This window comes from Streptomyces plumbidurans (genome assembly GCF_019857225.1).
Taxonomy (GTDB): Bacteria; Actinomycetota; Actinomycetes; order Streptomycetales; family Streptomycetaceae; genus Streptomyces; species Streptomyces plumbidurans.
Window position 1 is genome coordinate 93714 of the sequence record NZ_JAFJSY010000040.1, and the last position, 26583, is coordinate 120296.

General features: G+C 70.3%; 19 protein-coding genes. 9 read left to right on the forward strand and 10 right to left on the reverse strand.

The window, feature by feature from the left end:
* Positions 1-49: 49 nt before the first annotated feature.
* A complete protein-coding gene (locus tag JYK17_RS24850; protein WP_222811202.1) occupies positions 50-1297 on the reverse strand; it encodes a L,D-transpeptidase in 1248 nt (415 codons plus the stop codon).
* 164 nt (positions 1298-1461) lie between these two features.
* Between JYK17_RS24850 and glgX the strand changes: the two genes are divergently transcribed.
* Positions 1462-3714 (forward strand): glycogen debranching protein GlgX, encoded by a 2253-nt coding sequence (glgX, locus tag JYK17_RS24855; protein ID WP_128801887.1) that lies wholly within the window; start codon positions 1462-1464, stop codon positions 3712-3714.
* Positions 3715-3723: 9 nt separating this feature from the next.
* Here the strand turns inward: glgX and JYK17_RS24860 are convergent, their stop codons facing one another.
* From JYK17_RS24860 to JYK17_RS24875, 4 genes are read right to left on the reverse strand one after another with little or no spacing between them, the layout of a single operon-like run.
* A complete protein-coding gene (locus tag JYK17_RS24860) occupies positions 3724-4368 on the reverse strand; it encodes a response regulator (protein WP_128801888.1) in 645 nt (214 codons plus the stop codon).
* Positions 4358-5623: a sensor histidine kinase gene (locus tag JYK17_RS24865; protein WP_222811203.1), complete on the reverse strand. Its 1266-nt coding sequence runs from the start codon at positions 5621-5623 to the stop codon at positions 4358-4360. The genes JYK17_RS24860 and JYK17_RS24865 overlap by 11 nt, the downstream gene beginning before the upstream one ends.
* Before the next feature lie 25 nt (positions 5624-5648).
* Positions 5649-6383, reverse strand: coding sequence for an ABC transporter permease (locus JYK17_RS24870; protein WP_222811204.1), 735 nt, complete (start codon positions 6381-6383; stop codon positions 5649-5651).
* Positions 6380-7297, reverse strand: a complete 918-nt coding sequence (locus JYK17_RS24875) for an ABC transporter ATP-binding protein (protein ID WP_164932161.1) — start codon at positions 7295-7297, stop codon at positions 6380-6382. The genes JYK17_RS24870 and JYK17_RS24875 overlap by 4 nt, the downstream gene beginning before the upstream one ends.
* A 154-nt stretch (positions 7298-7451) precedes the next feature.
* Here JYK17_RS24875 and JYK17_RS24880 point away from each other — a divergent pair, with 154 nt between their 5' ends.
* From JYK17_RS24880 to JYK17_RS24910, 7 genes are all read left to right on the forward strand, one after another.
* On the forward strand, positions 7452-9314 hold the full coding sequence (locus tag JYK17_RS24880; protein ID WP_222811205.1) for an ABC transporter ATP-binding protein: 1863 nt from the start codon (positions 7452-7454) through the stop codon (positions 9312-9314).
* On the forward strand, positions 9311-11170 hold the full coding sequence (locus JYK17_RS24885; RefSeq protein ID WP_108015562.1) for an ABC transporter ATP-binding protein: 1860 nt from the start codon (positions 9311-9313) through the stop codon (positions 11168-11170). The genes JYK17_RS24880 and JYK17_RS24885 overlap by 4 nt, the downstream gene beginning before the upstream one ends.
* Before the next feature lie 23 nt (positions 11171-11193).
* Positions 11194-12942: an ABC transporter ATP-binding protein gene (locus JYK17_RS24890; RefSeq protein WP_222811206.1), complete on the forward strand. Its 1749-nt coding sequence runs from the start codon at positions 11194-11196 to the stop codon at positions 12940-12942.
* Positions 12939-14696, forward strand: coding sequence for an ABC transporter ATP-binding protein (locus tag JYK17_RS24895; RefSeq protein ID WP_128801891.1), 1758 nt, complete (start codon positions 12939-12941; stop codon positions 14694-14696). The genes JYK17_RS24890 and JYK17_RS24895 overlap by 4 nt, the downstream gene beginning before the upstream one ends.
* Positions 14697-15021: 325 nt before the next feature.
* A complete protein-coding gene (locus JYK17_RS24900) occupies positions 15022-17034 on the forward strand; it encodes a M4 family metallopeptidase (protein WP_128801892.1) in 2013 nt (670 codons plus the stop codon).
* Positions 17035-17324: 290 nt separating this feature from the next.
* Positions 17325-18992, forward strand: coding sequence for a M4 family metallopeptidase (locus JYK17_RS24905; protein ID WP_108015566.1), 1668 nt, complete (start codon positions 17325-17327; stop codon positions 18990-18992).
* Between the two features lie 73 nt (positions 18993-19065).
* Entirely contained in the window at positions 19066-19584 is a 519-nt protein-coding gene (locus JYK17_RS24910; RefSeq protein ID WP_222811207.1) for a DUF1990 domain-containing protein, read from the forward strand.
* Positions 19585-19606: 22 nt separating this feature from the next.
* Here the strand turns inward: JYK17_RS24910 and JYK17_RS24915 are convergent, their stop codons facing one another.
* The 5 genes from JYK17_RS24915 to JYK17_RS24935 all read right to left on the reverse strand — a co-directional run bounded on the left by JYK17_RS24915 (position 19607) and on the right by JYK17_RS24935 (position 25027).
* On the reverse strand, positions 19607-19981 hold the full coding sequence (locus JYK17_RS24915) for a DUF6086 family protein (protein ID WP_222811208.1): 375 nt from the start codon (positions 19979-19981) through the stop codon (positions 19607-19609).
* A gap of 8 nt (positions 19982-19989) precedes the next feature.
* Positions 19990-20475: a SitI3 family protein gene (locus tag JYK17_RS24920; RefSeq protein WP_222811209.1), complete on the reverse strand. Its 486-nt coding sequence runs from the start codon at positions 20473-20475 to the stop codon at positions 19990-19992.
* A 31-nt stretch (positions 20476-20506) separates the two neighbouring features.
* Positions 20507-21904 carry a CdiA C-terminal domain-containing protein gene (locus JYK17_RS41035; RefSeq protein WP_222811210.1) on the reverse strand — a complete coding sequence of 466 codons (1398 nt, stop codon included), beginning with the start codon at positions 21902-21904 and terminating at the stop codon, positions 20507-20509.
* 26 nt (positions 21905-21930) lie between these two features.
* Positions 21931-22251, reverse strand: coding sequence for a hypothetical protein (locus JYK17_RS24930; protein WP_222811211.1), 321 nt, complete (start codon positions 22249-22251; stop codon positions 21931-21933).
* Between the two features lie 157 nt (positions 22252-22408).
* Positions 22409-25027, reverse strand: coding sequence for a glycosyltransferase family 1 protein (locus JYK17_RS24935; protein WP_222811212.1), 2619 nt, complete (start codon positions 25025-25027; stop codon positions 22409-22411).
* A gap of 259 nt (positions 25028-25286) precedes the next feature.
* Here JYK17_RS24935 and JYK17_RS24940 point away from each other — a divergent pair, with 259 nt between their 5' ends.
* On the forward strand, positions 25287-26489 hold the full coding sequence (locus JYK17_RS24940) for a S8 family peptidase (RefSeq protein WP_128801895.1): 1203 nt from the start codon (positions 25287-25289) through the stop codon (positions 26487-26489).
* Positions 26490-26583 lie beyond the last annotated feature (94 nt).

Here is a 26583-nt window from a genome sequence, read left to right on the forward strand (position 1 = left end):
GTCGCAACATCGACTCCTGCGCCCGGCTCGATCCCCGCCCCCTCACCGGTTATTTGACCGCGCCGCCCGCCTTCCACTCCTTCCACCCCATATTCCATCCTCCGAGGCCGTTGTCGGGAGCGACCTTTTTGTCATTGCTGTGCACGACCTGGATCACGTCACCGACGAGCGTGCGGTCGAAGAACCAGCCGGCCGGAGTGTCGGAGCTGCCGCCCTTGACGTCCCTGAGCCCCACGCACCCGTGGCTGACGTTGACATGTCCGGGGGCGTTGGGCGCCCAGTAGTTGCCGTGCAGGAAGGTGCCGGAATCGGTCAGGCGCAGCGCGTGCGGGACGTCCGGGATGTCGTACTCGCCCTTGCCGTTCTCCTTCTTGAAGCCGACCGTGGCGCCGTTCATCCGGGTCAGCTCCAGCATCTCCATCACCACCATCGTCCCGTTGTACGTGGTGTGCTTGGGTGCCCCGGCCGTGATCGGCACCGTGGCCAGCAGTGCTCCGGAGCGCCGTACCTGCATGGTGTGGGCGGCCGCGTCCACCACGGAGATCTGGCTGCGGCCGACGGTGAACGAGAACGTCTTGTCCTGCAGTCCGTAGACGCCGCGGGCGCCCTCGACGTCGCGCAGTGCGAGGGAGACGGTGACCTGGGTGCCGGGCTTCCAGTAGTGCTCGGGGCGGAAGTCGAGGCGGGCCTTGCCGAACCAGTGCGGGCGGATCTGCACGGCCGGTCTCGCGGTGACGTGGATGGCGCGCTGGACGGCGGCCCGGTGCTCGATCTCCCGGTTGAACGCCATGGAGACGATCATTCCGGTGCCGACGGTGGAACGGTTCTCCGGCGTGACGTAGCCGATGAAGCGCTCGTCCGGGACGTACGTGGTGAACGTCGTGTGCCGTGCGGACCTGCGTCCGTGGCCGTCCAGGGCGATCGCGTCGACCGTGTACTTGGCGGCCAGCGACAGCCTGGGGTCCTCGGGTTCCCAGCGCAGGCCGTCCCCGGAGATCCGGCCGGGCACCGGGGTCTCCTGTGCGTCCTGGGACTTGACGACCTTCACCGACTGCAGACGGCCGCTGTCCACCCGGACCAGGAGTTTGCGCTCCGGGTGGACGCCCTTGCTGCCGTCGTCCGGCGAGACGCGGATGACGTCCTCGGGCGCCGGTGCTTTGCCGAACGCCTCCCCGATGCCGCCGCTGCCCGCGGAGTGCGCAGTGCAGCCGGTCAGTTGGGCCAGCAGTGCCGCCCATGTCAGTACGGCGGCCAGAGCGGCCCCCGCGCGCCGTGCGCGCCCTTGTGCATGCCTCACGGGCTGCCCAACGACCATGACGCCCCGGAGAAACGTGAGTGCAGGTCCCCGGGGTCGCCCGGCCGTGCTCTGGGCAGAACAGTGGGGAGGACGACGACGGGGAGCCGTGGCCGGGACGCCGCGGCTGCGTGGGCGTCGTCCCATGAGCCGTGGGAGGCTGAGAGGTGTCCAGCGCAGCCGAGCAGGAGGCGGTGGCCGAGGGGCAGGCCGAAGGGGGCGAACACCCGGCCGCCGTGGTCAACGGCGCGCCCCGGAAGAGGCCGGGGGTGCCGGTGCGGCCCGGTGCGCCGACACCGCTCGGGGCCCGGTTCCGGGTCGGTCCTGACGGGGTGGCGGGCACCAACTTCGCGCTGTGGGCTGGCGGGGCGGAGGCGGTCGAGCTGTGCCTGTTCGACGAGCGGGGCAGGGAGACCCGGACCCGGCTCAACGAGCTGACGCACGAGATCTGGCACGGCTTCGTGCCGGGCGTCATGCCCGGGCAGCGCTACGGCTACCGGGTGCACGGCCGCTGGGACCCGTGGACCGGCGGCCGCTGGAACCCGGCGAAGCTGCTGCTGGACCCGTACGCACGCGCGGTGGACGGCGACTTCGGCCTGCCGCCGGAGGTGTACGGGCATGTGCGCGACTGGCCGCAGCAGCAGGTCGCCGACACCGTGCGCGACGACCGGGACTCGGCGCCGTACGTCCCCAAGGGGGTGGTCGTCCACGATGACGACGACTGGGCCGACGACCGCCGCCCGAAGACGCCGTGGGCGGACTCGGTCATCTACGAGCTGCACGTGCGGGGATTCACCAAGCTGCACCCCGGGATTCCGCAGGACCTGCGGGGCACGTACGCCGGGCTGGCGCATCCGGCGGCGATCGAGCACCTCGTCGGGCTGGGCGTCACGGCCGTCGAGCTGCTGCCCGTCCACCAGTTCGCGCACGAGGACCATCTGCTGCGCCGGGGCCTGAAGAACTACTGGGGCTACAACTCCATCGGCTACTTCGCCCCGCACGCCGCGTACGCCGCGTCCGGGACGACGGGCGGGCAGGTCGGCGAGTTCAAGCGCATGGTGCGCGCGCTGCACGCGGCCGGGATCGAGGTCATCCTCGACGTGGTCTACAACCACACGGCGGAGGCGAACGAGTACGGGCCGACCCTGTCGATGAAGGGCATCGACAACCGGGGCTACTACCACCTCCAGTCGGACGCCCGGCGCTACGCCGACTACACGGGCTGCGGGAACACCCTGCACGTGGTGCAGCCGCACGTGCTGCGGCTGATCACCGACTCGCTGCGGTACTGGGTGACGGAGATGGGCGTGGACGGCTTCCGCTTCGACCTCGCCGCCGCGCTGGCCCGCTCGATGCACGACGTCGACATGCTCTCCCCGTTCCTGGCGGTCATCGCCCAGGACCCGGTGCTCCGGCGCGTGAAGCTGATCGCCGAGCCGTGGGACGTGGGCTCCGGCGGGTACCAGGTGGGCGCCTTCCCGCCCCTGTGGACGGAGTGGAACGACCGGTACCGCAACGCCGTACGGGACTTCTGGCGGGGGGCGCTGCCGGACGTACGGGACCTGGGCTACCGGCTGTCGGGCTCCAGCGACCTGTACGCCTGGGGCGGCCGGCGTCCGTACGCCTCCGTCAACTTCGTCACCGCGCACGACGGGTTCACGCTGCGCGACCTGGTGTCCTACGAGCGCAAGCACAACGAGGCCAACGGCGAGGGCAACCGCGACGGCACGGACGACAACCGCGCCTGGAACTGCGGGGCGGAGGGCGAGACGCCCGACGAACGGGTGCGGGGTCTCAGGCGCCGCCAGCTCAGGAACCTGCTGACCACCCTGCTGCTGTCGACGGGCGTGCCGATGCTGGTCGCGGGCGACGAGATGGGCCGCACCCAGCGCGGCAACAACAACGCCTACTGCCAGGACAACGAGATCAGCTGGCTGGACTGGGACCTGCTGAACGAACCCGCCTGGAAGGCCCTGTACGATCTCACGTCCCGCCTGATCACCCTGCGCCACCGACACCCGGTCCTGCGCCGCCGCGCCTTCTTCTCCGGCCGCGCCCACTCCGCCGACGGCCTGCGCGACCTCGCCTGGTTCACCGCACGCGGCACGGAAATGACGGAACGCGACTGGTACGCCCCCGCCGCCACCCTGGGCATGTACCTCTCCGGCCGAGACATCCCGGGCCGCGACGAACACGGCGCCCCGATCCTGGACGACAGCTTCCTCGCCGTCCTCCACGCCGGCGACCGCCCGACGAGCTTCGTACTCCCCGGACCGCCGTGGGCGAACCACTACGAGGTCGTCGTAGACACCTCACGCGAGTCGCAGGCGACCGAACCGGGGGTGGAGCACCGGGCGGGCACGGCGATCACGGTGCCGGCACGGGCGGTGTTGTTGCTCAGGGTGGCCGAGCCTCGGTAGTGGCCGGTGTCAGCCGAGGATGCCGCGTTCGTATGCCGTGGCCACCGCCGCTGCGCGGTCGCTGACGTTCAGCTTGGCGTAGAGGTGGGTGAGGTGAGTTTTCACCGTTGCCTCGCTGATGAAGAGTTCGCGGGCGATCTCGCGGTTGGAGGTGCCCCTGGCGACCAGGGTGAGGACCTCGCGTTCGCGGGTGGACAGCGGCTCGTTGCCGGGGGTGGACGGTGAGCGGACCGCGGAGACCAGGCGGGAGGCGACCGCGGGCGACAACACCGTGCGGCCTTCCGCGGCGGCTCGGACGGCGGTGAACAGCTCGTCGCGTGGGGCGTCCTTGAGGAGATAGCCCGTCGCGCCGGCCTCGATGGCGGGCAGGGTGTCGGTGTCGGTGTCGTACGTGGTCAGGACGAGGACCTTGGCGCGGGCCCCGCGCCGGGTCAGTTCCTTGATGGCGTCGACTCCCCCGCCGCCCGGCATGCGCAGGTCCATGAGGATCACGTCCGGGTCGAGGGCGGCCGTCCGCTCCAGCGCCTCGACGCCGTTCGAGGCCTCGCCGAGGACCGTGAACCCGGGCGCCGACTCGAACATGCCGCGCAGTCCGTCGCGTACGACGGGATGGTCGTCGACGATCAGCAGAGAGATCAGGGCGTCATCGCTCATGGCGGACCAACGGTACGCGAGCCGACAGCGCGGTGCCGTGCCCGGGTTCCGACTCCACCGCCAGCGACCCCGCGATGCGTTCGGCGCGGGCTCTCATGCCGTCGAGGCCGAACCCTCCGGAACGGCTGCGGGCCGGAAGTCCGAGCGGGTCGAAGCCGGCGCCGTCGTCGCGGATGTCGAGGACGACCTCGTCGCCCATGAAGGACAGGGTGACGCCGATGCGTGAGGCGCGGGCGTGCCGGGCCGCGTTGGACAGGGCCTCCTGGACGATGCGCAACAGGGTGGCGGAGACCTCCTCGTGGAGCTGCTCCGTGGTGCCGGTGACCGTGAACTCGGCCCGTACTCCGGTCCGTTCGCCCCATTCGGCGACCGTCTTCTTCAGCGCCTCGGGCAGCCCGTCGTTCTCCAGCGCCACCGGCGCCAGGTTCTGCACGGAGCGGCGGGCCTCGCCGAGGCTGTGCCGGGCCAGGTCCATGGCGCGGTGCAGATGCTCGTGGGCCGGCTCCCGCTCGGGGGTGTTCGCGACGACCTGGAGCTGGGCGATGATGCCGGTCAGGCCCTGCGCGATGGTGTCGTGGATCTCGGCCGCCAGCCGCCGCCGCTCGTCGGCCACCCCCGCCTCGCGTGCCTGGACGAGGAGCTGCGCGTGCAGCGCGGCGTTCTCGTCGAGGGCCTGCTGCAGGGCGGCGTTGGTGCGTTCGAGTTCGGTGATGGTCTCGGTGCGTTCGCGGGCGCGCTCGGCCTCCTGCTCGGTGAGATGCGCGACCACCATCTGCAGGCCGGAGTTGGCGACCAGCAGCGCGGCGAAGACCATCCACTGCACCACGCCGTGGAACGGCACCCCGCCGGCCTGCGCCCCGGCCACGGTGGCCGCGCTCGCGAGCAGCCCGAGCCGGTGCCAGCGGGGCGGCAGGGTCTCGTCGGCGTCCATGTAGCCGGTGGCGGCGTAGAACGCGAAGAAGGGGTTGAGGTAGGTGAGGGCGAAGGCCAGCGCCCAGCGGACGGCGTAGTACACCGCCCCGGTCCGGGACGGTGTACGGCGGCGGTCGGGCCCGCGCGGCCGGGTGCTGTGCCACCACATCTGGAGCGCGATCGCTGCGGCGATCAGGCCGAAGGCGGCGTACCACTTGGCCGGGGCGGCATGTGGGTCGGCGGTGGCGAACGCGAGGACGACAGCGGCGCCGAGCAGCCCGTACGGCCCCCAGGTGTGGAACTGCTCCCATCGTCTGTCGAGCTGTGTGTCCACCGCGGTCATGTCCCCAGTCTGCACGGTCGGCCGCCTACTCCCAGCGGAACCAGCGGGTGGCCGCACCCGTCAGCAGCAGGATCCACACCACCAGCACCCCGAGATGGCCCCAGCCCGGCCAGTGCCCGGCCGCCGCCTGGTTGAGGGCCTGCGCCGCGGCGCCGAAGGGCGTGTAGCCCACGATCCTCGCGAGCACGTGCGGCATGGCCTGCACCGGCAGCCACACGCCCGCGCAGAACATCGCCGGGAAGAACACGGCGGAGCCGATGGCGCCCGCGATCTTCGTCGTACGGGACAGCGCCGACACCACCGATCCGAGAGCGAGGGCCGCCAGGACGGCCAGCACGAGGGCCAGGAGGTATCCGAAGCCCTGCTTGGGCAGTCGTACGTCGTAGTCGAGCCGCCCGACCACCAGCACCAGCAGCGCGGACACCAGGGAGGCGGCACCGAAGACCACCATCTGCGCCGTCAGCAGGGCGCTCGGGCGCACGGGCGTGGTGGCCATCCGGCGCAGGATGCCGCGCTCGCGGTAGCCGGTCAGCGCCTGCGGCATGGACTGCAGGCCGCCGACGATCATCCCCAGCAGCACGGCCACCGGGACGTACGCGTCGATGGTGCGCAGTCCGCCGAGGTCGTCCTGGTGCTGCCGGAAGGACGGGATCGAGCCGAGGATCAGCAGCAGCAGCGTCGGGAAGAGCAGGATCCAGAAGACGGCGCCGGGCTCACGGCGAAACAGCCGGATCTCGGTCCTCAGTACGGCGGTGCTCATGCCGTGGCCTCCTTCGTGCGGGCGTCGGTCAGGTCGAGGAACGCGTCGTCGAGCGTGGCGTCCACGACACGGAGCTGGTGGGCGGTGATGCGGTGGCGGGCGAGCAGGGTGATGACGGCGTTGACCGTCTCGTCCGTGCCGGCCAGCGTGATACGGCCGTCCCGGTGCTCGACGGAGGCGAGCGCGGGCAGCGCGTTCAGCTCACGGTCGTCCAGCGGCGCGGACGGGGTGAAGCTGATGACGGTGGCTCCCGACGAGCGCCGGATCAGTCCGGCCGGGCTGTCCAGGGCGGCCACCTTCCCCTTGTCGATCACGGCGATCCGGTCGCACAGCCGCTGCGCCTCCTCCATGAAGTGGGTGACGAGCAGGACGGTGACCCCTTGGGTCCGTACGTCCTCGATCAGCTCCCAGGTGTCGCGGCGGGCCCGCGGGTCCAGGCCGGTGGTGAGCTCGTCGAGGACGACGATCCGGGGGTTGCCGATCAGGGCGAGCGCGATGAACAGGCGCTGTTTCTGGCCTCCGGAGAGTTTGGCGAAGCGGGTGGTCAGCTTCTCCGTCAGACCCAGCCGGTCGGCGAGCGGCCCCCAGTCGAGCGGGTCCGGGTAGAAGGAGGCGTACAGCTCGAGCGCCTCGCGGACGGTGAGCTTGCCCTGCAGCTCGCTCTGCTGCAGCTGGGCGCCGAGAACGCGCGCCACCCGCGCGTGGTCGGCGACGGGGTCGAGACCGGTGACCCGGACCCGGCCCCCGTCCGGGACGCGCAGTCCCTCGATGCACTCGACGGTGGTGGTCTTTCCGGCGCCGTTGGGGCCGAGGATCCCGAAGATCTCGCCCTCCTCGACGGCGAAGGACACACCGTCGACGACGGCACGGCCGCCGTAGGTCTTGCGCAGATCGGTGACTTCGATGACAGGCATGCCATCAGAGTCGCCGGGGGCGGGGGTCCGCCACATCGGCCGTCGCGCTCGAAGGGACATCAACCGATCGGTTGATGCCGGCGTACGACCGGACCGACCGGACCGGCCAAAACTCAGTGGGCGTTGTCGGTGCCGGTCCGTAGGCTCACATCCGATGCCCACTACACACGCCGCCGCCGAAGAGTCCCGGGAGACCAGCGAACGATCCGCCGTGCGCACGCTGCGGCGCCTGTGGCCGTACGTCCGGCCGGTGCGGGCCCGGCTGTTCACGGCCGCGTTCGTCGCCGTGGTCGCCTCGTGCACGGGGCTGGTGTTCCCGCTCGTCCTGAAGTGGATGGTGGACGGGCCGGTCGCCGACCGGGACCCGGCGGGCGTATGGCTCGGGGCGCTGTATCTGCTGCTGCTCGGTCTCGCCGAGGCTCTGCTGTTCGGGCTGCGGCGGTGGCTGGTGGCGCGGCCGCTGTCGAGCGTCGAGGCCGGGATGCGAGCGGATCTCTACGGCCATCTGCAGCGGCTGCCGGTCGCCTTCCACGACCGCTGGTCCTCGGGCCAGCTGCTGTCGCGCGGCACGACGGACCTGATGCTGCTGCGCCAGTTCCTCGCCTTCCCGCTGACGTTCCTGTTCGTCAACGGCGTGACGATCCTCGTCGGCGTGCTCATCATGCTGCTCCAGGACTGGACGCTCGGGCTGGTGATCCTCGGCCCCGCCGTCCCCGTGATCATCACCTGCGCCGTCTTCGAGAAGCGCTACGCCCACGCGTCACGGCGGGCCCAGGACCAGGTCGGCGATCTGACCACGGTCGTCGAGGAGAGCGTGCTCGGCATCCGCATCGTCAAGGGCTTCGGCAGGCACCGCAGCCAGGCGCGCGCGTTCCGGGAACTGGCGCAGACCCTGCGCGGCACGGAACTGCGCAAGGCCGGGCTGCTCGCCACCATCTGGGGCGTCATCGTGACGCTGCCGGAGGTGGCGATCGGCGCGGCCCTGGCCCTGGGCACGATCCAGGTGGCGAACGGCTCCCTCTCCGCCGGCACCCTGGTGGCCTTCCTCTCCACAGCCCTCGCCCTGCGCTGGCCGGTCGACTCCATCGGCTTCCTCCTGGCCATGACCCAGGAAGCAGCAACAGCAACGGAACGCTATTTCGAGGTCATGGACGCAACACCCGAGGCTGATACCGCTACCGCTACTGCTGTGGGCAATCGTTCCGCACGGCGGAACGGGTGGGCACAGCCTGCAGCGCCGGGCGCCGCCCCAACGAGCGCTCAGGGCAAGGGACTTCGCTTCGACAACGTCCAGTTCCGCTACCCAGACGCCCCGCAGGAAACGCCCCCCGTCCTGAAAAACATCACCCTCCACATCCCCCCAGGCGAATCCATGGCCCTGGTAGGCGCAACAGGCAGCGGCAAAACCACCCTCACCGCACTGGTCCCCCGCCTCCACGAACTCACCTCCGGCCGCATCACCCTGGACGGAGCGGACATCACCGACATGTCCCGCGAAGAACTCCGCTCAAAAGTCGCCGTAGCCTTCGAGGAACCCACCCTCTTCTCGGCGAGCATCGCGGACAACGTCCTCATGGGCGCCGAAAACACCGCCGGCGCAGCCGAGTTGAACCGCGCCCTCGCCGTCGCCCAGGCGGACTTCGCCCACGCGCTCCCCGACGGCACGGACACCCGGGTCGGCGAGCAGGGCCTCACCCTCTCCGGCGGCCAGCGCCAGCGCCTCGCGCTCGCGCGTGCGGTCGTAGGAAGACCGAGGTTCCTCGTCCTCGACGACCCCCTGTCCGCGCTCGACGTGCACACCGAGGCCGCGGTCGAGGCCGCCCTGCGGGACGTGCTCGCGGACACCACCGCCCTCATCGTGGCGCACCGCCCCTCCACGGTCCTGCTCGCCGACCGCGTCGCGCTGCTCTCCGGTGGTCGCATCACCGCCGTGGGCACCCACCACGAACTGCTGCGCACGAACGCCGAGTACGCGCACCTGATGTCCGGGACCGGAGAAGCGGAGGACGACCGATGACGGCTGTGACGACGTCCGCGCCCACGGCCGGAGACGAGCCGGACCTCCCCCGCCCCAAGGACGCCGGCGACCCCTTCGACCGGGACGTCCTGCCCTCTCCCCCCGGCGCCACCGCCGCGCTGCTGCGCTCCCTGCTCGCCCCGATGAAGGGCCGGGTCGCCCTCACCACGCTCCTCCTGCTGCTCCAGCAGGCGGCGGTGCAGGCTGGCCCGCTGCTGGTGGCGTACGCGATCGACAACGCCGTACCGGCCTTCCGGGACCACGACCACGGGCCGCTGATCGTCGTGGCCGTCGCCTATCTGCTGTGCGCGCTGGTCTCCGGCGGACTGCAGTCGGCGTTCATCATCGCCTCGGCCCGCGTCAACCAGGACGTACTGCTGGACTTGCGCGGCCGGATCTTCCGGCACGCGCAGGCGCTCAGCATCGACTTCCACGAGCGCTATACGAGCGGCCGTCTCATCTCCCGTTCGACGACGGACGTGGAGTCGCTCAGGGAGCTGCTCAACGAGGGCCTGCAGGAACTCATCACGGTCATCCTGTCCTTCGTCTACATCTCGGCGATGCTGCTCTGGCTGGACCTGGGGCTGGGCGCCGTGGCGGTGGCGTCCTTCGTGCCGCTGTATCTGCTCGTACGCGTCTACCAGCGGCGCGCGGTACGGGTGTACCGGGCGCGGTCCACCGCCATCGCGGCCGTCATCGTCAAGTTCGTCGAGACCATGAACGGCATCCGCCCGGTGCGCGCCTTCCGCCGCGAGGCCGCCAACGACGCCGACTTCCGGGTGCAGAACCGGCGGCACGAGCGGGTCAACGGCGACGCCCTGCTGGAGATGGCCCGCTATGTGATCGGCTCCCGGCTGGTCGCCAACACGGCCGTCGCGGGCATCGTGCTGTGGGGCGCCTACCGGGTGGCGAGCGGCTCGCTCGAACTCGGTGTGCTGGCGGGCGCGGTGCTGTATCTGCGCCGGCTCTACGACCCCATCGACCGGCTCGGCATGTTCCTGAACGCGTACCAGTCGGCGGCCGCCTCCCTGGAGAAGATCGCCGGGCTGCTCGCGCAGACGCCGTCCGTGCCCGAGCCGCCGGCTCCCGTGGAGCTGCCGCCGCTCAGGAGCGAACACCCGGGCCGCGAGGTCGTGTTCGACGCCGTCGCCTTCGGCTACCGCACCGGCGGCGAGGTCCTGCCCCGCTTCGACCTGACGGTCCCCGCCGGGCAGACGGTCGCGGTCGTCGGCTCGACCGGCGCGGGCAAGTCGACGCTGGCCAAGCTGCTCGCCCGGTTCTACGACCCCTCCCAGGGACGGGTCCTGCTGGACGGCGTCGATCTGCGCGAGCTGTCCGTGGCCGAACTGCGGCGCGGAGTGGTGATGGTGACGCAGGAGGCGTTCCTGTTCTCCGGCACGGTCGCCGAGAACATCGCCATCGGCCGCCCGGACGCGAGCCGCGAGGAGATCGAGCAGGCCGCGAAGGCGATCGGGGCGCACGAGTTCATCAGCGCGCTGCCGGACGGGTACGACACGGACGTACGCAAGCGGGGCGGCCGCATCTCCGCGGGCCAGCGCCAACTCGTGGCGTTCGCACGGGCGTTGCTCGCCGACCCGGCGGTGCTGATCCTCGACGAGGCGACCAGCTCACTGGACGTGCCGGGCGAGCGGGCGGTGCAGCGCGCGATGTCGACGGTGCTGCAGGGACGTACCGCCATCGTCATCGCACACCGGCTCTCGACCGTGGAGATCGCCGACCGCGTGCTGGTCATGGAGCACGGCACGCTCGTGGAGGACGGCAGCCCGGCCGAACTCATCGCGGGCACAGGGAGGTTCGCGGACCTGCATCGGGCGTGGCGGGACAGTCTCGCGTAGCGGATCACGGGATCGGGGGTCGGATGATCGACGCGTACGAGGAGCCGGGCGAGCCCGACAGTCGCGGCGGCGGACGGTATCTGTGGTGGCTGGTGCGCTGCCAGGCCGGCCGGTCGCTGGCCGGTGCGGGGCTCGGCACTGTGTGGATGATACTGCTGGCGGCGACGCCGTACCTGCTGTCCCGGGCGGTCGACGAAGGTCTGGTGCCCGGTGACTTCCCGGCGCTGGCGGGCTGGACGGGCGCGCTCTTCGCGGTCGGGGCGGTCAACGCCTGGCTGGGCGTCATGCGGCACCGCACGATGACCCGGGTGCGGATGGACGCCAACTTCCGCACGGTGAAGGTGGTCGTGGGCCATGCGGTCCGGCTCGGTGCGGCGCTGCGGCGCCGGGTCGGCGCCGGTGAGGTCGTCACCATCGGGGTGGGCGACGTGCAGACCATCAGCCACTCGCTGACGGTGGTGGGGCCCGGGGTCGGCGCGCTCGTGGCGTATCTGGTGGTCGCGGGCCTGCTTCTGTCGATCTCTACGCTGATCGCCGCGGTCGTCCTCCTCGGCCTCCCGCTGATCGTCGTCCTCGTCGGACCACTGCTCGCCCGGCTGCAGGGCACGGAGGCGGAGTACCGCGAGCGGCAGGGTGTGCTCACCGCGCGGATCGCGGACCTCGCGGGCGGACTGCGCGTCCTCAACGGCCTGGGCGGCAAAAGCCTGTTCGCGGACGCCTTCCACCGCGACTCGCAGCGACTGCGCCGACAGGGCTACCGCGTCGGCTCGGTGACCAGCTGGGTGCAGTCGCTCGGCGTCGGCCTGCCCACCCTGTTCCTCGCCGTCGTCACCTGGCTGGCGGCCCGGCTCGCCGCCCAAGGGTCCATCAGCATCGGCGAGTTGGTCTCGGTGTACGGCTATGTCGCGGTCCTGGTCGGCCCGGTGGCGTTCTGGGTCGAGTGCGGCTACCAGATCAGCCGCGGCCTGGTGGCGGCCCGCCGGGTGGTCCGCTTCCTCCAACTGGAGCCACTTGCGGACACGGGCACCTGTGATGCACCTACAGGACAGGCCGTACTGCACGACCCCGAGTCGGGCGTACGAGTACACCCCGGCACCCTGACGGCCCTGGCCTGCTCCCGCCCATCGGACGCGACAGCGATCCTGGACAGGCTCGGCAGATATGTCCCGTCAACGGCAACCTGGGGCGACATCCCGCTGGACAAGATCCGTTTGAACCAGGTCAGGGAGCACATCCTGGTAGCCGACCACGAAGCAGACCTCTTCGCAGGAACGCTGCACGAAGCAGTAAGCGGCACGGCTTATAGGGGCGCGGGGAACTGCGCGACCAGCCACACCAAACCCGCACCCGCCAACGAACAAGCAGCCCTACACACAGCCGCCGCAGAAGACATCCTCCACGCCCTCCCCAACGGCCTCGACTCCCCCCTCGACCCCCAGGCAAGAAACCTCAGCGGCGGCCAACGCCAACGCATCCGCCTCGCGAGAGCCCTCCTCGCCGACCCCGAGATCCTCCTCGCCGTGGAACCGACCTCCGCCCTCGACGCCCACACCGAGGCCCTGGTCGCCCAACGTCTCCGAGCCGCCCGCCAGGGCCGTACCACCGTGGTCACCACGACCTCCCCTCTCGTGCTCGACCGGGCGGACACCGTGTACTACCTCGTGGACGGCAAGGTCACAGCCACCGGAGACCACCACCAACTCCTGGACACCGAACCGGGCTACCGCGCGCTCGTGGCCCGCGACGCCGACGCCGAGGAGTTCGTACGGTGACGGCGGACCCGTCGGGCCGACTCCCCGTCGCGGAGCCCTCCGACGTACGCCGAGCAGCGGTGCGGCTGTTGCGGGCGGACCGCGGAGCGTTCATCGCCGTACTCGCGCTCAACGCGCTCGCCGCCGCCGCGGGACTGGCCGGCCCCTGGCTGGTCGGCCGGATCGTGGACGACGTCAAGGCGGGCGACGGTGTCGACGCGGTGGACCGTCTCGCGCTGTGGATCCTGCTCTGCGCGCTGGCCCAACTGGTGCTCGCGCGCTGGGCGCGCTACGTGGGCCACCGGTTCGGCGAGCGGACTCTGGCGCGGGTGCGGGAGCAGTTCGTGGAGCGGACCCTCACCCTGCCCGCCGCCGTGGTGGAGCGGGCCGGTACCGGTGATCTGACGGCGCGCGGCACGGGCGACGTGGCGACGGTCGGCACCACCCTGCGCGACGTCGGGCCCGAACTGCTCATCAACACCGTGCAGTCGCTGTTCCTGCTCGGCGCCGTGTTCTGGCTGAACCCGCTGCTCGGCGCGTGCGGGCTGCTCGGTCTGATGGGCATCTGGTGGGCGCTGCGCTGGTATCTGCGCCGGGCCCGGGACGGCTATCTCGCCGAGGGTGCCGCCACCTCCGACGTAGCGGAGATCGTCGCGGCGACGGCGTCCGGCGCCCGCACCGTCGAGGCGTTGCGGCTGGAGAAGCGGCGGATCGCGGCGAGCCGGGACGCGTTGGAGACCTCCCGGCGCACGCGGTTGTACACGCTGTTCCTGCGCTCCGTGTTCTTTCCCGCGGTGGACGTCTCGTATCTCGTGCCCGTGGTGATCGTCCTGCTGCTCGGCGGCGTGCTGCACGGGCGGGGCACGATGAGTCTGGGCGCCGTGGTGGCGGCGGCCCTGTATCTGCAGCGGCTGAGCGGTCCGCTCGACGAGATCCTGATGCGGATCGAGCAACTGCAGAGCAGCGGCGCCTCGTTCGCCCGCGTGGAGGGACTGGCCCGGGCGCCGCGGACACCGGACGCCGAGCCGCTCACGCCGGACGGTGACCTGATCGACGTGAGCGGGGTGCGCTACGCCTACGACCGCGGCGGCGAGGTGCTGCGCGGGGTCGATCTGACCGTGCGGCCGGGCGAGCGGCTGGCGGTGGTGGGCCCGTCCGGCGCCGGGAAGACCACGCTCAGTCGGCTGCTCGCGGGCGTCGACGCGCCGACCGAGGGCACGGTGACGGTCGGCGGGGTGCCGGTGGTCGGTCTGGGACCCGAGCAGCTGCGCCGTCAGGTCGTCCTGGTCACCCAGGAGCACCATGTCTTCCTCGGTACGGTCCGCGAGAATCTGCTGATCGCCGAACCGGCCGCCGACGACGGGCAGTTGTGGGCGGCGCTGACGGCGGTCGGCGCGGACGACTGGGTGCGGGATCTGCCGGACGGCCTCGACACGGCGCTCGGCGAGGGGGGTTGCCCCACCGACGGTTCGCAGGCGCAGCAACTCGCCCTCGCCCGGGTCGTCCTGGCCGACCCGCACACCCTGATCCTCGACGAGGCCACCGCGCTGCTGGACCCGACGACGGCCCGGCACACCGAACGGGCCCTGGCCGCCGTGCTGGAGGGCCGCACGGTCATCGCCATCGCGCACCGGCTGCACACCGCCCACGACGCGGACCGGGTTGCCGTGATGGAGGACGGCCGGCTGACCGAACTGGGCACGCACGAGGAGCTGGTGGCGGCCGAGGGGGCGTATGCGGCGCTGTGGCGGACCTGGCACGGGGACCGCACCTGACGCGCTTGGCGCCGGGTCGGCGCCAGGTTCGTATCGGCCGTGTCGCGTCCCGTATCGGGTCGATGCCGGGTCCGCATACCGGACATGAACATCCGGACAACGAACCAATTCCGGCCAACTTCCTGACGCGCTCCTGACAGAAAGCGCCATCCGATGCCAGGCTTCCCCCGGCCGCTTCACAGCAACCCCACAGAAACGCCGCTGTGTCGTCACGGCCGTGCACCTGGTTCCGCATTGGTTCTGCCCAGTTCTGCCCGGACGGTCGACCCACTGTCCGGATCTCCCCTGGCCGCGCAACCCCGCGGCCACGCAGAAGGAGTCAGTGTTGAGAAGCAATTCCTCTCGCAGACGCACCTCCCACATCGTCGCCGTCGCCGGCGTCACCGCCCTGCTCGCCGCGGCCGTCCAGGCGGGCGCCGCGTCCGCCGCCCCGGCCGCCAAGGCGGCCCCGGCCCACGCTGCCGTCAAGCTCACCCCCTCCCAGCGCGCCGAACTGATACGCGACGCCGACACCGCCCGCGCGCAGACCGCGCGCGACATCGGCCTCGGCGCCAAGGAGAAGCTGATCGCCCGCGACGTCGTCAAGGACGCCGACGGCACCCTCCACACCCGCTACGAGCGCACCTACGACGGCCTGCCGGTCCTCGGCGGCGACCTGATCGTGGACACCGCCAAGTCGGGCGCGACGACGCACGTCATCAAGGCGACGAACGCCACCATCAAGGTCTCCGACGTCACCCCGGACATCACCAGGGCGGCCGCCGAGAAGCAGGCCGTGCAGCGCGCGAAGGCCCTCGGCTCCACCAGGACGGCCGCCGACAGCGCGCGCAAGGTGATCTGGGCGGCGAGCGGCAAGCCCGTCCTCGCGTACGAGACCGTCATCGGCGGTCTGCAGGACGACGGCACCCCGAACCAGCTGCACGTCATCACCGACGCGGCCACTGGCAAGAAGCTCTTCGAGTACCAGGGCGTCGAGACCGCCACGGGCACCGGCAACACCCAGTACAGCGGCACGGTTTCGCTGACCACGACGCAGTCGGGCTCCACGTACACGCTGAACGACGGCGACCGGGGCGGCCACAAGACGTACAACCTGAACCACGGCACGTCCGGCACCGGCACGCTGTTCTCGCAGACCAGCAACACCTGGGGCAACGGCACCACGTCGAACGCCGCCACCGCGGGCGCGGACGCCCACTACGGCGCGCAGGAGACCTGGGACTTCTACAAGGCCACCTTCGGCCGCACCGGCATCAAGAACAACGGCGTCGGCGCCTACTCCCGCGTCCACTACGGCAATTCGTACGTGAACGCGTTCTGGGACGACAGCTGCTTCTGCATGACGTACGGCGACGGCTCCGGCAACCAGGACCCGCTGACCGCGCTGGACGTGGCCGGGCACGAGATGAGCCACGGCGTCACCTCGAACACCGCGGGGCTCAACTACACCGGTGAGTCCGGCGGCCTCAACGAGGCGACCTCCGACATCTTCGGCACGGGTGTCGAGTTCTACGCCAACAACGCCTCCGACAAGGGCGACTACCTCATCGGCGAGAAGATCGACATCAACGGCGACGGCAGCCCGCTGCGCTACATGGACCAGCCCAGCAAGGACGGCGCGTCCAAGGACAACTGGTACTCGGGGCTCGGCGGCCTCGACGTGCACTACTCGTCCGGTCCCGCGAACCACTTCTTCTACCTGCTGAGCGAGGGCAGCGGCGCCAAGGTCATCAACGGCGTCAGCTACAACTCGCCCACGGCGGACGGACTTCCGGTCACCGGCATCGGCCGGGACAAGGCGCTGCAGATCTGGTACCGGGCGCTGACCACGAAGTTCACCTCCACCACCAACTACGCGTCGGCCCGCACCGGCACGCTCGCTGCGGCGGGTGAGCTGTACGGCACGACGTCCACCGAGTACAAGGCCGTGCAGGACGCCTGGGCCGGCATCGCGGTCGGCTCGCGCTCCGGTGGCGGCGGGGGCGGCGGCACGTCGTTCGAGAACACCGGCGACGTGTCGATTCCGGACAACGGACCGGCCGTGACGTCGCCGATCACCGTCTCCGGACGCTCGGGCAACGCCCCGTCGAACCTTCAGGTTTCGGTCGACATCGTGCACACCTGGCGCGGTGACCTGGTGATCGATCTGCTCGCGCCGGATGGGACGGCGTACCGGCTGAAGAACTTCAGCGGCTCCGACTCGGCGGACAACGTCCAGCAGACCTACACGGTCAACGCCTCCTCCGAAGTCGCCAACGGCACCTGGAAGTTGAGGGTCCAGGACCAGGCGGCGCAGGACAGCGGCTACATCAACAGCTGGAAGCTCACCTTCCCGTAGGCCGATCGAGAGCCCCGAGCAAGGGCGCCGCTCCGGAAGTTCGACTCCCCGGGGCGGCGCCCTTGCCTTTGCCGCACCCGTACCGGCGGATGGACATGCCTTTACCGAGCCCCTGTGCTGTTACACGACTGCAATGTTCCCCCGGCAGTCGATTTTCAGCCAACATCACTTCGGGGTCCTGACATGTACGCGGCCCCGATGTCACCCTTCCTCACAACCGCCGCACAACGTCACTCCGAACGCCGGTCGGGCCCCCACGCCTTGCCGGTCCCCCACGACAAGGAGCTTGTGTGACAACCCCCAGCTACGCGCGTCACAAGCGCTCATACCTGGCCATCGCCACCGCCGTCGCCGCCGGAGCCCTGCTCACCAGCGGACTCGCGGCCGGTACGGCCTCGGCCCAGGTGCCGTCCGACCAGACGGGCAAGACGCCTCTCGCCGCCGCGCCGACCGCGCTCTCGGCGGCGGCCCGCACCTCGCTGATACAGAAGGCGCAGGCGGGCATAGCCGACACGGCCCGGCAGATAGGGCTCGGCGCCAAGGAGAAGCTGATCGTCAAGGACGTCGTCAGAGATGCCGACGGCACGGTGCACACCCGCTACGAGCGCACCTACGCGGGCCTGCCGGTCCTCGGCGGCGACCTCGTGGTGCACACCTCCAAGGCGGGCAAGTCCGAGGGCGTCACCAAGGCGACGAAGGCCACCATCAAGGTCGCCTCGCTCAAGGCGCAGGTCACCCCGGCCAAGGCCGAGAAGCAGGCGGTCAGCGCGGCCAGGACGCTCGGCTCCAGCAAGTCCGCGGCGGACGGCGCCCGCAAGGTCGTATGGGCCGGCTCCGGCAAGCCCGTCCTCGCCTACGAGACGATCGTCGGCGGTCTGCAGGACGACGGCACCCCGAACCAGCTGCACGTCATCACCGACGCCGCGACCGGCAAGAAGCTCTTCGAGTACCAGGGCATCGAGAACGCCACCGGCACCGGCAAGACGCTGTACTCGGGCACGGTCAGCCTCACCACGTCCGGCTCGGGCTCGTCGTACACGCTGACCGACGGCTCGCGCGGCGGCCACAAGACGTACAACCTCAAGCACGGCACGTCCGGCACCGGCACGCTGTTCACCGACTCGGACAACACCTGGGGCACCGGCACCGCGTCCAGCGACGCCAACGACCAGACCGCGGCCGCCGACGCCGCCTACGGCGCGCAGGAGACCTGGGACTTCTACAAGTCCACCTTCAACCGCACCGGCATCAAGAACGACGGTGTCGGCGCCTACTCCCGCGTCCACTACGGCAGCAACTACGTCAACGCGTTCTGGGACGACAGCTGCTTCTGCATGACGTACGGCGACGGCGAGGGCAACAACCACCCGCTGACCGCGCTGGACGTGGCCGGGCACGAGATGAGCCACGGCGTCACCTCGGCCACCGCGGGCCTGAACTACTCGGGTGAGTCCGGCGGCCTGAACGAGGGCACCTCGGACATCTTCGGCACCGGTGTCGAGTTCTACGCCAACAACTCGTCCGACAAGGGCGACTACCTCATCGGCGAGAAGATCGACATCAACGGCGACGGCAGCCCGCTGCGCTACATGGACAAGCCCAGCAAGGACGGCGGTTCGGCCGACTACTGGTCCTCCGGTGTCGGCAACAAGGACGTGCACTACTCGTCCGGTGTCGCCAACCACTTCTTCTACCTCCTGTCGGAGGGCAGCGGAGCCAAGGTCATCAACGGCGTGAGCTACGACTCGCCGACGTCCGACGGCTCGACGGTCACCGGCATCGGCCGGGACAAGGCGCTGCAGATCTGGTACAAGGCGCTGACGACGTACTTCACGTCGACGACCAACTACAAGCAGGCCCGTGCGGGCACGCTGTCCGCGGCGTCCGACCTGTACGGCGCGAACAGCACCGAGTACAAGGCGGTGGCCGCGGCCTGGTCCGGGGTCAACGTGAGCTGACCCCGAGGGGGTTCGGCGGACGGGCGGTACCCGGGACGAGCGAGTCCCGGGTACCGCCCTACTCTTGGGTGCCATGCGCCTGGAGGACTTCACGTACGACGACGTCGGCGGAACCCGCCGCGGGGATTTCTGTCCGCCGGGGTTCCACCCGATGCATGTGCGCACGCGCATAGGCGAGGGCGAGAAGGTCTTCCACAGAGCCTGCGAGGCGATCCTGACCTGGGAGGTGCACCGCGAACTCGGCATGGGCATCGAGACCGGCGCCGACCGGGCCGCCCCGGGCGTCGACGTCACCGTCACCCTGGCCGGCATGATCAAGGCCCCGTGCCGGGTCGTCTACACGGTCGAGGAACCCCGCCGCGTGGGCTGGGCCTACGGCACCCTGGCCGGCCACCCCGAATCCGGCGAGGAGTCCTTCATGGTGGACCGCACCGGAGACGGCACGGTCTGGCTGACCGTGACCGCCTTCAGCCGCGCCACCAAGTGGTACGCCCGAGCAGGCGGCCCCGCCACCCGAGCCCTCCAACACGCCTACGCCCACCGCTGCGGATCGGTACTCCGCAGGATTTGCGCCCCGTACGCAGAGGACTGACCCGGGCTCACCGCACCGGTGGTCAGACGGGCATCACTCGCGCGTGCTGCTCGCGCAGCGCTGCCCAGGCCAGTTCCTGAGCCGGCCCGGGCATCGCGGGAGCGCGGTACCCGGCACGGTCGATGAGCACCAGAGACGTCGCGATGAAGCCGAGGGACAGGGAGCGCAGGATTCCCTGTTCCGTCGTGCTGAACCGGTCCATGACCGCACCGCAGAGCGCGCCGAAGTCCCGGAAGTCGATGGTGCAGACGCCGTCGTCCGGATCGCCGATCCCTGTCCTCACGCCGAACACATGGGAGAAAACCTCTGCGGTCCCGACGAACGCGCGGGCCACTTCCGGGCTGGGGCACCAGAGGTCCCTGCCCGGCAGGTCAGTGGAGTGAAAGCGAAACGTCATCTGCGGGATCAGTCCAAGTCCATCGTGCGGGTCTGCCGGTGGTAGGGCTGCACCATCAAGGCCAGCCGCTGCGGACGCCAAATGTCGTCCCGCTCGCTCAGGCTCAGCTCGCCGTCCTTGCGGAGCAGCCAGACGACCTCGTACTGGTAATGCAGGACGGCGTCGCCGCCCACCCGCGTCAGCAGGGGCGCGACGAGCCGGATCATGTCGTCCTGTTGGTCCGCGACCTCGACCCCCTTGGCCATGCGGAAGCGCACGTCGACGGTCGGGGTGAAGCCGAACGCGGTGACGACCGGGTTCCACGGCTGCGGCGGTCGCGGCGTGACCACACGCACCCACGTCCCCAGCCGGGTGACGGCCCCCTCCTCCACCAGCCGCTCGCCGGTGACGGACGCATCGAAGAGCCCGGTTTCCCTGCCGGTCTCTGCCAGCGGGAGCGCAACATCGAGCGCGGACAAGCGCGTCGCGCAGTCCAGGTCGTATTCGATCGCCATACGTTTTTGTTCCTTCTGGTTCCTTCGGCGACTACGGGTAAAGATGAACCACGTTGCCCGCGCGGTCGATCACGACGACCTCTTTCAGGCCGTTCATGGGCCAACTGTGGAACTGCGACCGCACGGCCCCGAGGTCCGCGTCGCTGTCACCGAGGTTCAGCACCACCCGGTCGGTCTGGCCCGCATCCACCTTCTTCTGCACGGCCGTCCAGATGGAGCGCGGATTCTTCGCGGTCGGGGCGTAGTTGTCGAAGACCTTGCCCTCGATGCGGAAATCAGGGTTCTTTCCGTTGATCGTACCCGGGGTCTGTTCGACGTCGTATCCCTGTTTGGCCAGGGTGTCCGCCGAGTGCCGCTCCCGCCCCTTCGCGCGGACCGTCTCGGCGTCGTCGTTCTTGCTGAGCGACTCCGGCTTTCCACGTGGCTGGGCATTCGGGTCCGGCTGCCCCGAAGGCTTGGTCCGGTCGGCCTCGGCAGCGTCCCAATCACCGCCCCCTCCGCCGCCCGATCCATCGGACGTCATGTCAACCCGGTTGGGACCCGCCGCGTCGCTCGCGATGGAAGCCATCCCAGCGCCCGCCAAAGACACCCCGACGGCTATCTGAGCTGCGGCAGCAACGTTGATAGGGATGCCCAGGGCCGCTCCGATGCCGGTGGCGTCCAGCAGGACTCCGCCGGCCTCCTCGCCGGCGCCCATGACCGTCAGGGCGAGCCCTAGGGCGACCGACGCTGTGGAACCGGGGTCATGGATCATGGCGTTGCCCAGCGAGGCGAGATCCGAGACGGCGGTCATGCCCACGTCTTCAAGGAAGCCACCGACGCCGGACACCACCGAGTCCACCGCGTTGTCGAACTTGTCCCATCGGGAATCGTGCATACCGTCATGGGTGACGGATCGATGGATGACTGCGGCCGCCTTCCGCGCTGCGGCGTCACGCACATCCTTGGCATGCCGCAGCGCCGACTTTGCGCTGCTGAGGTCGTCCGCGGCCTGGTCCCGCTTCCTCTTCAGCCGTAGAAACTCGGGGTCGTCGTCCTTGGTGTCCGGAGGCAGAGCTTTCAGGCTCCGCACCGCCGATTCATGCTCTTCGTGCGCCGTCTGTCCCGCCTTGAGCGCCTTGCCGGCCAGCTGCTGCGCATGTTCGAGAGCACTGGCCCAGTCGTCGGTACTGTCCGCGCGCACCCGCGTCCCCATGGCGCTGGCGGCCTTGTCATACCGGTGATAGGCCTTGCGCAACGGTTTGAGGGCATCGTGTGCCGTGTCGCGGAAGGTGTCGGCCGCTTTGGACTTCCATGCCTCGACACGGCAAAGCGCCTCCACGTCCCCCGCTTCACGCTGGATGTCGCCGGCGACCTCACGCAGCGACTGACCGAGCAGGGCAACGGCATCCGGGTCACCCGGTACCGGATCGGACTCCTCGTCGAGCACTGCCCACGCGTGGGCTGGAGGACGGTTCACTTCGCGCCTCGTGCCGATGCAGTCCGGGCATCCTGCTCCCGCAGAGCCCGGGCCAGTTCGGAATCGATGGCGTCATAGTTCTTGGCGGCATCCCAGGTGATGACGCCGAGCTTCCTGATCTTTTCCGCGAGATCCTTGCGGTGGATCTTCCAGTTGTCGGCGAACTCGTCGAAGGCGTCGACGATGAGCTTGTTGCCTAGTTCGTCGGCCGAGAAATCCTTGGCAGGATTGGCTCTTCCTGTGAAGGAGTCATAGATCCTCTGCAGCGCCCGGGAGCACTCACGGATGCGCTTGGTGTCCGCCTTCAGATCACTCATCGACACCACACCGACCTGTGACCCCGCCCCCGTACGCCTGCCCGTGCACATGTCATGCCGGGGACCGTAGTCACCGCGCTTACAGGAAAGGTATGCCAGACCTCGCGACCGAGTAACACGAGCGTCAAGGGCGGGTAAAGATCGCCCGCCCCAGCACTCACCGCATCAACACCCCACCCCCCTCCCCCGTCTCCTCCGAAGGCACCGTCACCAGCCCCAGTTCCGCGCTGGAGGCGAGGTGGCGGTGGGTGGGGAGGATGCGGACCGTGTAGCCGTAGGGGCCGGTGCGGTCGAGGGCGAGGGGGCCCTCGTAGAGCCAGCGGTTTTCGGTGTCGGGGCCGCCTGCCGGTTTCAGGGGGACCGTGGCCGCGTCGGCGATGCGGTCCTCCTGGTCGACGCGGCCCGAGACGGCCTGGACCTCCACGTCCTCCGGGCCGAGGTCGCCGAGGCCGACGCGCACGCGCAGCGCGAGCGTGGTGCCGAGTTCCGCGGTGGGCATGTGGGCCGAGGTCTCCACGTGGTCGACGGTGACGCCGGGCCAGGCGGACCGCACCCGTGCCTTCCAGGCGGCGAGTTCGCGCGCGGAGTCCGGGTCCATCGCGCGGTGTGCGTGGGCGGCGGGGGTGTAGAGGCGCTCGACGTACTCGCGCACCATCCGGCCGGCCAGCACCTTGGGGCCGAGCAGGGTCAGGGTCTGGCGGACCATCTCGATCCACCGGTCGGGCAGGCCGTGCCGGCCGCGCTCGTAGAAGCGGGGTGCCACCCGCTGCTCCAGCAGGTCGTACAGCGCCGCCGCCTCTATGTCGTCGCGCCGGTCCGGGTCGGTTCCCACCCCGTCCGCCGTGGGGATGGACCAGCCGAAGTCGGGCTGGAACCACTCGTCCCACCAGCCGTCCAGGACGGAGAGGTTGAGGCAGCCGTTGAGGGCGGCCTTCATCCCGGAGGTGCCGCAGGCCTCCAGCGGGCGCAGCGGGTTGTTGAGCCAGATGTCGCAGCCGGGGTAGAGCTTCTGCGCCATGGCCATGCCGTAGTCGGGCAGGAAGACGATGCGGTGGCGCACCCGCGGGTCGTCGGAGAACCGCACCAGTTCCTGCACCAGCCGCTTCCCGCCGTCGTCCGCCGGGTGCGCCTTGCCCGCGACCACGATCTGGATCGGGTGCTCCGGGTGCAGCAGCAGGTCCATCAGCCGGTCGCGGTCGCGCAGCATCAGGGTCAGGCGCTTGTACGAGGGGACGCGCCGCGCGAACCCGATGGTGAGGACGTCCGGGTCGAGGACGTCGTCGATCCACCTCAACTCGGCCGTTCCGGCGCCGCGTTGGCGCCAGGAGGCGCGCAGCCGGTGCCGTACCTCGTCCACCAGCTGCTGGCGCAGACTGCGCCGCAGCTCCCAGATGTCCTGGTCGGGGATCTCGCCCACCGCGTCCCAGCGGTCGGAGCCGCCGACGGTCAGCGCGTCCTCGGTGCGCTGCGCGCCGATCTGCCGGACGCCGAGCCGGAAGACCTCGGGGGCGACCCAGGTGGGTGCGTGGACCCCGTTGGTCACGGAGGTGATCGGCACTTCGGCGGGGTCGAAGCCCGGCCACAGTCCGGAGAACATCTCCCTGCTGACATGGCCGTGCAGCAGGGACACGCCGTTGGCGCGCTGGCCGAGCCGCAGCCCCATCACGGCCATGTTGAACAGGTTCGGCTCACCGCCCGGATAGGTCTCCATGCCGAGCCGCAGGATGCGTTCGACGTCGATGCGCGGGAGTTCGGCCTGGGGTCCGAAGTGGTGGGCGACCAGTTCGCGGTCGAAGCGGTCGATGCCGGCGGGGACGGGCGTGTGGGTGGTGAAGACGGTGCCGGCCCTGACCGCCTCCAGCGCCGCGTCGAAGTCCAGCCCCTGGTCGGACAGTTCGGCGATGCGCTCCAGGCCGAGGAAGCCGGCGTGGCCCTCGTTGGTGTGGAAGACCTCGGGCGCGGGGTGGCCGGTGAGCCGGCAGTACGTCCGCACCGCCCGGACCCCTCCTATGCCGAGGAGCATCTCCTGCAGCAGCCGGTGTTCGCTGCCGCCGCCGTAGAGGCGGTCGGTGACGCCGCGTTCGCCGAGGTCGTTCTCCTCGACGTCCGAGTCCAGCATCAGCAGCGGGACGCGGCCGACCTGGGCGAGCCAGATGCGGGCGTGCAGCTGCCTGCCGCCGGGCAGGGCGAGCAGGACCTGGGCGGGGGTGCCGTCGGGCTCCTCGACGAGGGTGAGGGGCAGTTCGTTGGGGTCCAGGACCGGATAGTGCTCCTGCTGCCAGCCGTCGCGGGACAGGCTCTGCCGGAAGTAGCCGTGCCGGTAGAGCAGGCCCACGCCGATCAGCGGGACACCGAGGTCGCTGGCCGCCTTCAGATGGTCGCCGGCCAGGATGCCGAGGCCGCCGGAGTACTGCGGCAGGGCGGCCGTGATGCCGAACTCGGGCGAGAAGTAGGCGACGGCGGCGGGCAGCTCGCCGGACTGGGCCTGGTACCAGCGGTCGCCGGTCACATAGTCGGCGAGGTCCTCCGAGACGGCCGCGAGGCGGCCCAGGAAGCGGCGGTCCTCGGCCAGCTCCGCGAGCCGCGCGGGTGACACGCTGCCGAGCAGCCGTACGGGATCGCCCTCACTGGTGGCCCAGCGCTCGGGGTCGACGGACTGGAACAGGTCGCGGGTCTCCGCATGCCAGGACCAGCGCAGATTGCGGGCCAGATCACTCAGCGGCCGCAGGGGCTCGGGGAGAACGGGACGGACGGTGAACCGACGGATCGCCTTCACTTTCCACCTCGACGCATGTGGCTGTGCGGACGCACAACACTGTGCGCCTCGTCGTCACATCGAAGGTATCGGTGCGAGGGGCTCCGCAACCACGGCGCACCGAAGAACACGACACACTCCTACAGAGTCCGGAAAACGCCGCAACCTTCTCTCATCCACCATGGCGGACATGGCTGATTCCGCCCCCGTAGGCCCTCTTGTGGGTCTTCTGCGCCGCACGAGAGGCTGCCGGGTGGAGCCAATGGAGGGGGACTGACCCATGGCACGGACGCGAACGCGGCGTCTGCGCTGGACCGGGGGCCTCACCGCGGTGGCCTGTGCCGCCGCGCTTTCGGCCATCACCCTGCCCGCGCAGGCGTTACCGGAGGGACGGATACTCGGCGCCGGGGAACCCGGCAGCGTCGGGGGAAGCTACCTCGTGACACTGAAGGGGGACACGAAGGCGCCGTCGGCGACCGGGAAGGAGGTCGCCGAGCGGTACGGGGCGAAAATAAGCCAGACCTACGACACGGTCCTCAACGGCTACGCGATCAGGGCCGACGAGAGACAGGCCAAGCGCCTGGCCGCCGACTCCAGGGTCGCCTCGGTCGTCCAGGACACCCGCATCACGCTCGACCACACCCAGAAGAACCCGCCGTCCTGGGGCCTGGACCGGATCGACCAGCGGGGCCTGCCGCTGAACAGGAGATACACCTGGCCCGAATCGGCCGGGCGCGGGGTGACGGCGTACGTCATCGACACCGGTATCCGCATCACGCACAAGGACTTCGGCGGCCGCGCGAGCTACGGCTGGGATTTCGTCGGAAACGACAGGACCGCCTCCGACGGCAACGGCCACGGCACCCATGTCGCCGGCACGATCGCCGGCACGGCCTACGGCGTGGCCAAGAAGTCCAAGGTCGTCGCCGTGCGGGTCCTGGACAACACCGGATCGGGTACGACGGCGCAGGTCATCGCGGGGATCGACTGGGTGACCCGGCACGCGAGGAAACCGGCCGTCGCCAACCTCAGCCTGGGCGGCTACCACAACGCCCAGCTGGACGCCGCCGTCCGCAACTCGATCGCCTCGGGTGTCACCTACGCCGTCGCCGCGGGCAACGACGGCCTGCCGGCCGCGCTCTACTCCCCGGCCGACGTCAAGCAGGCGATCACGGTCGGCGCGACCGACAGGAACGACGCGCGGGCGAGCTTCTCCAACTTCGGCTCGGCCGTCGATCTGTTCGCCCCAGGGGTGTCGATCACCTCGGCCTCCTACGCCAGTAACACCGGGAGGGCGACCTTCTCCGGTACGTCGATGGCGACCCCGCACGCGACCGGTGCGGCCGCGCTCTATCTGGGCAGCCATCCCAAGGCGACACCGGCGCAGGTCGCCAAGGCGCTGGTCAAGCGGGCGGTGTCCGGAAAGATCTCCGGCCGGGGGCTGGGCTCGCCGGACGAACTGCTGCAGGTACCGGCGTCGTAGCAAGTGTTGCCGGGCTTGTCATCGCGTAGTACCGAGACCGGCCCCGTCCGTTCGCGGACGGGGCCGGTCTTGTGTGTGGACATACGCGTGAGTA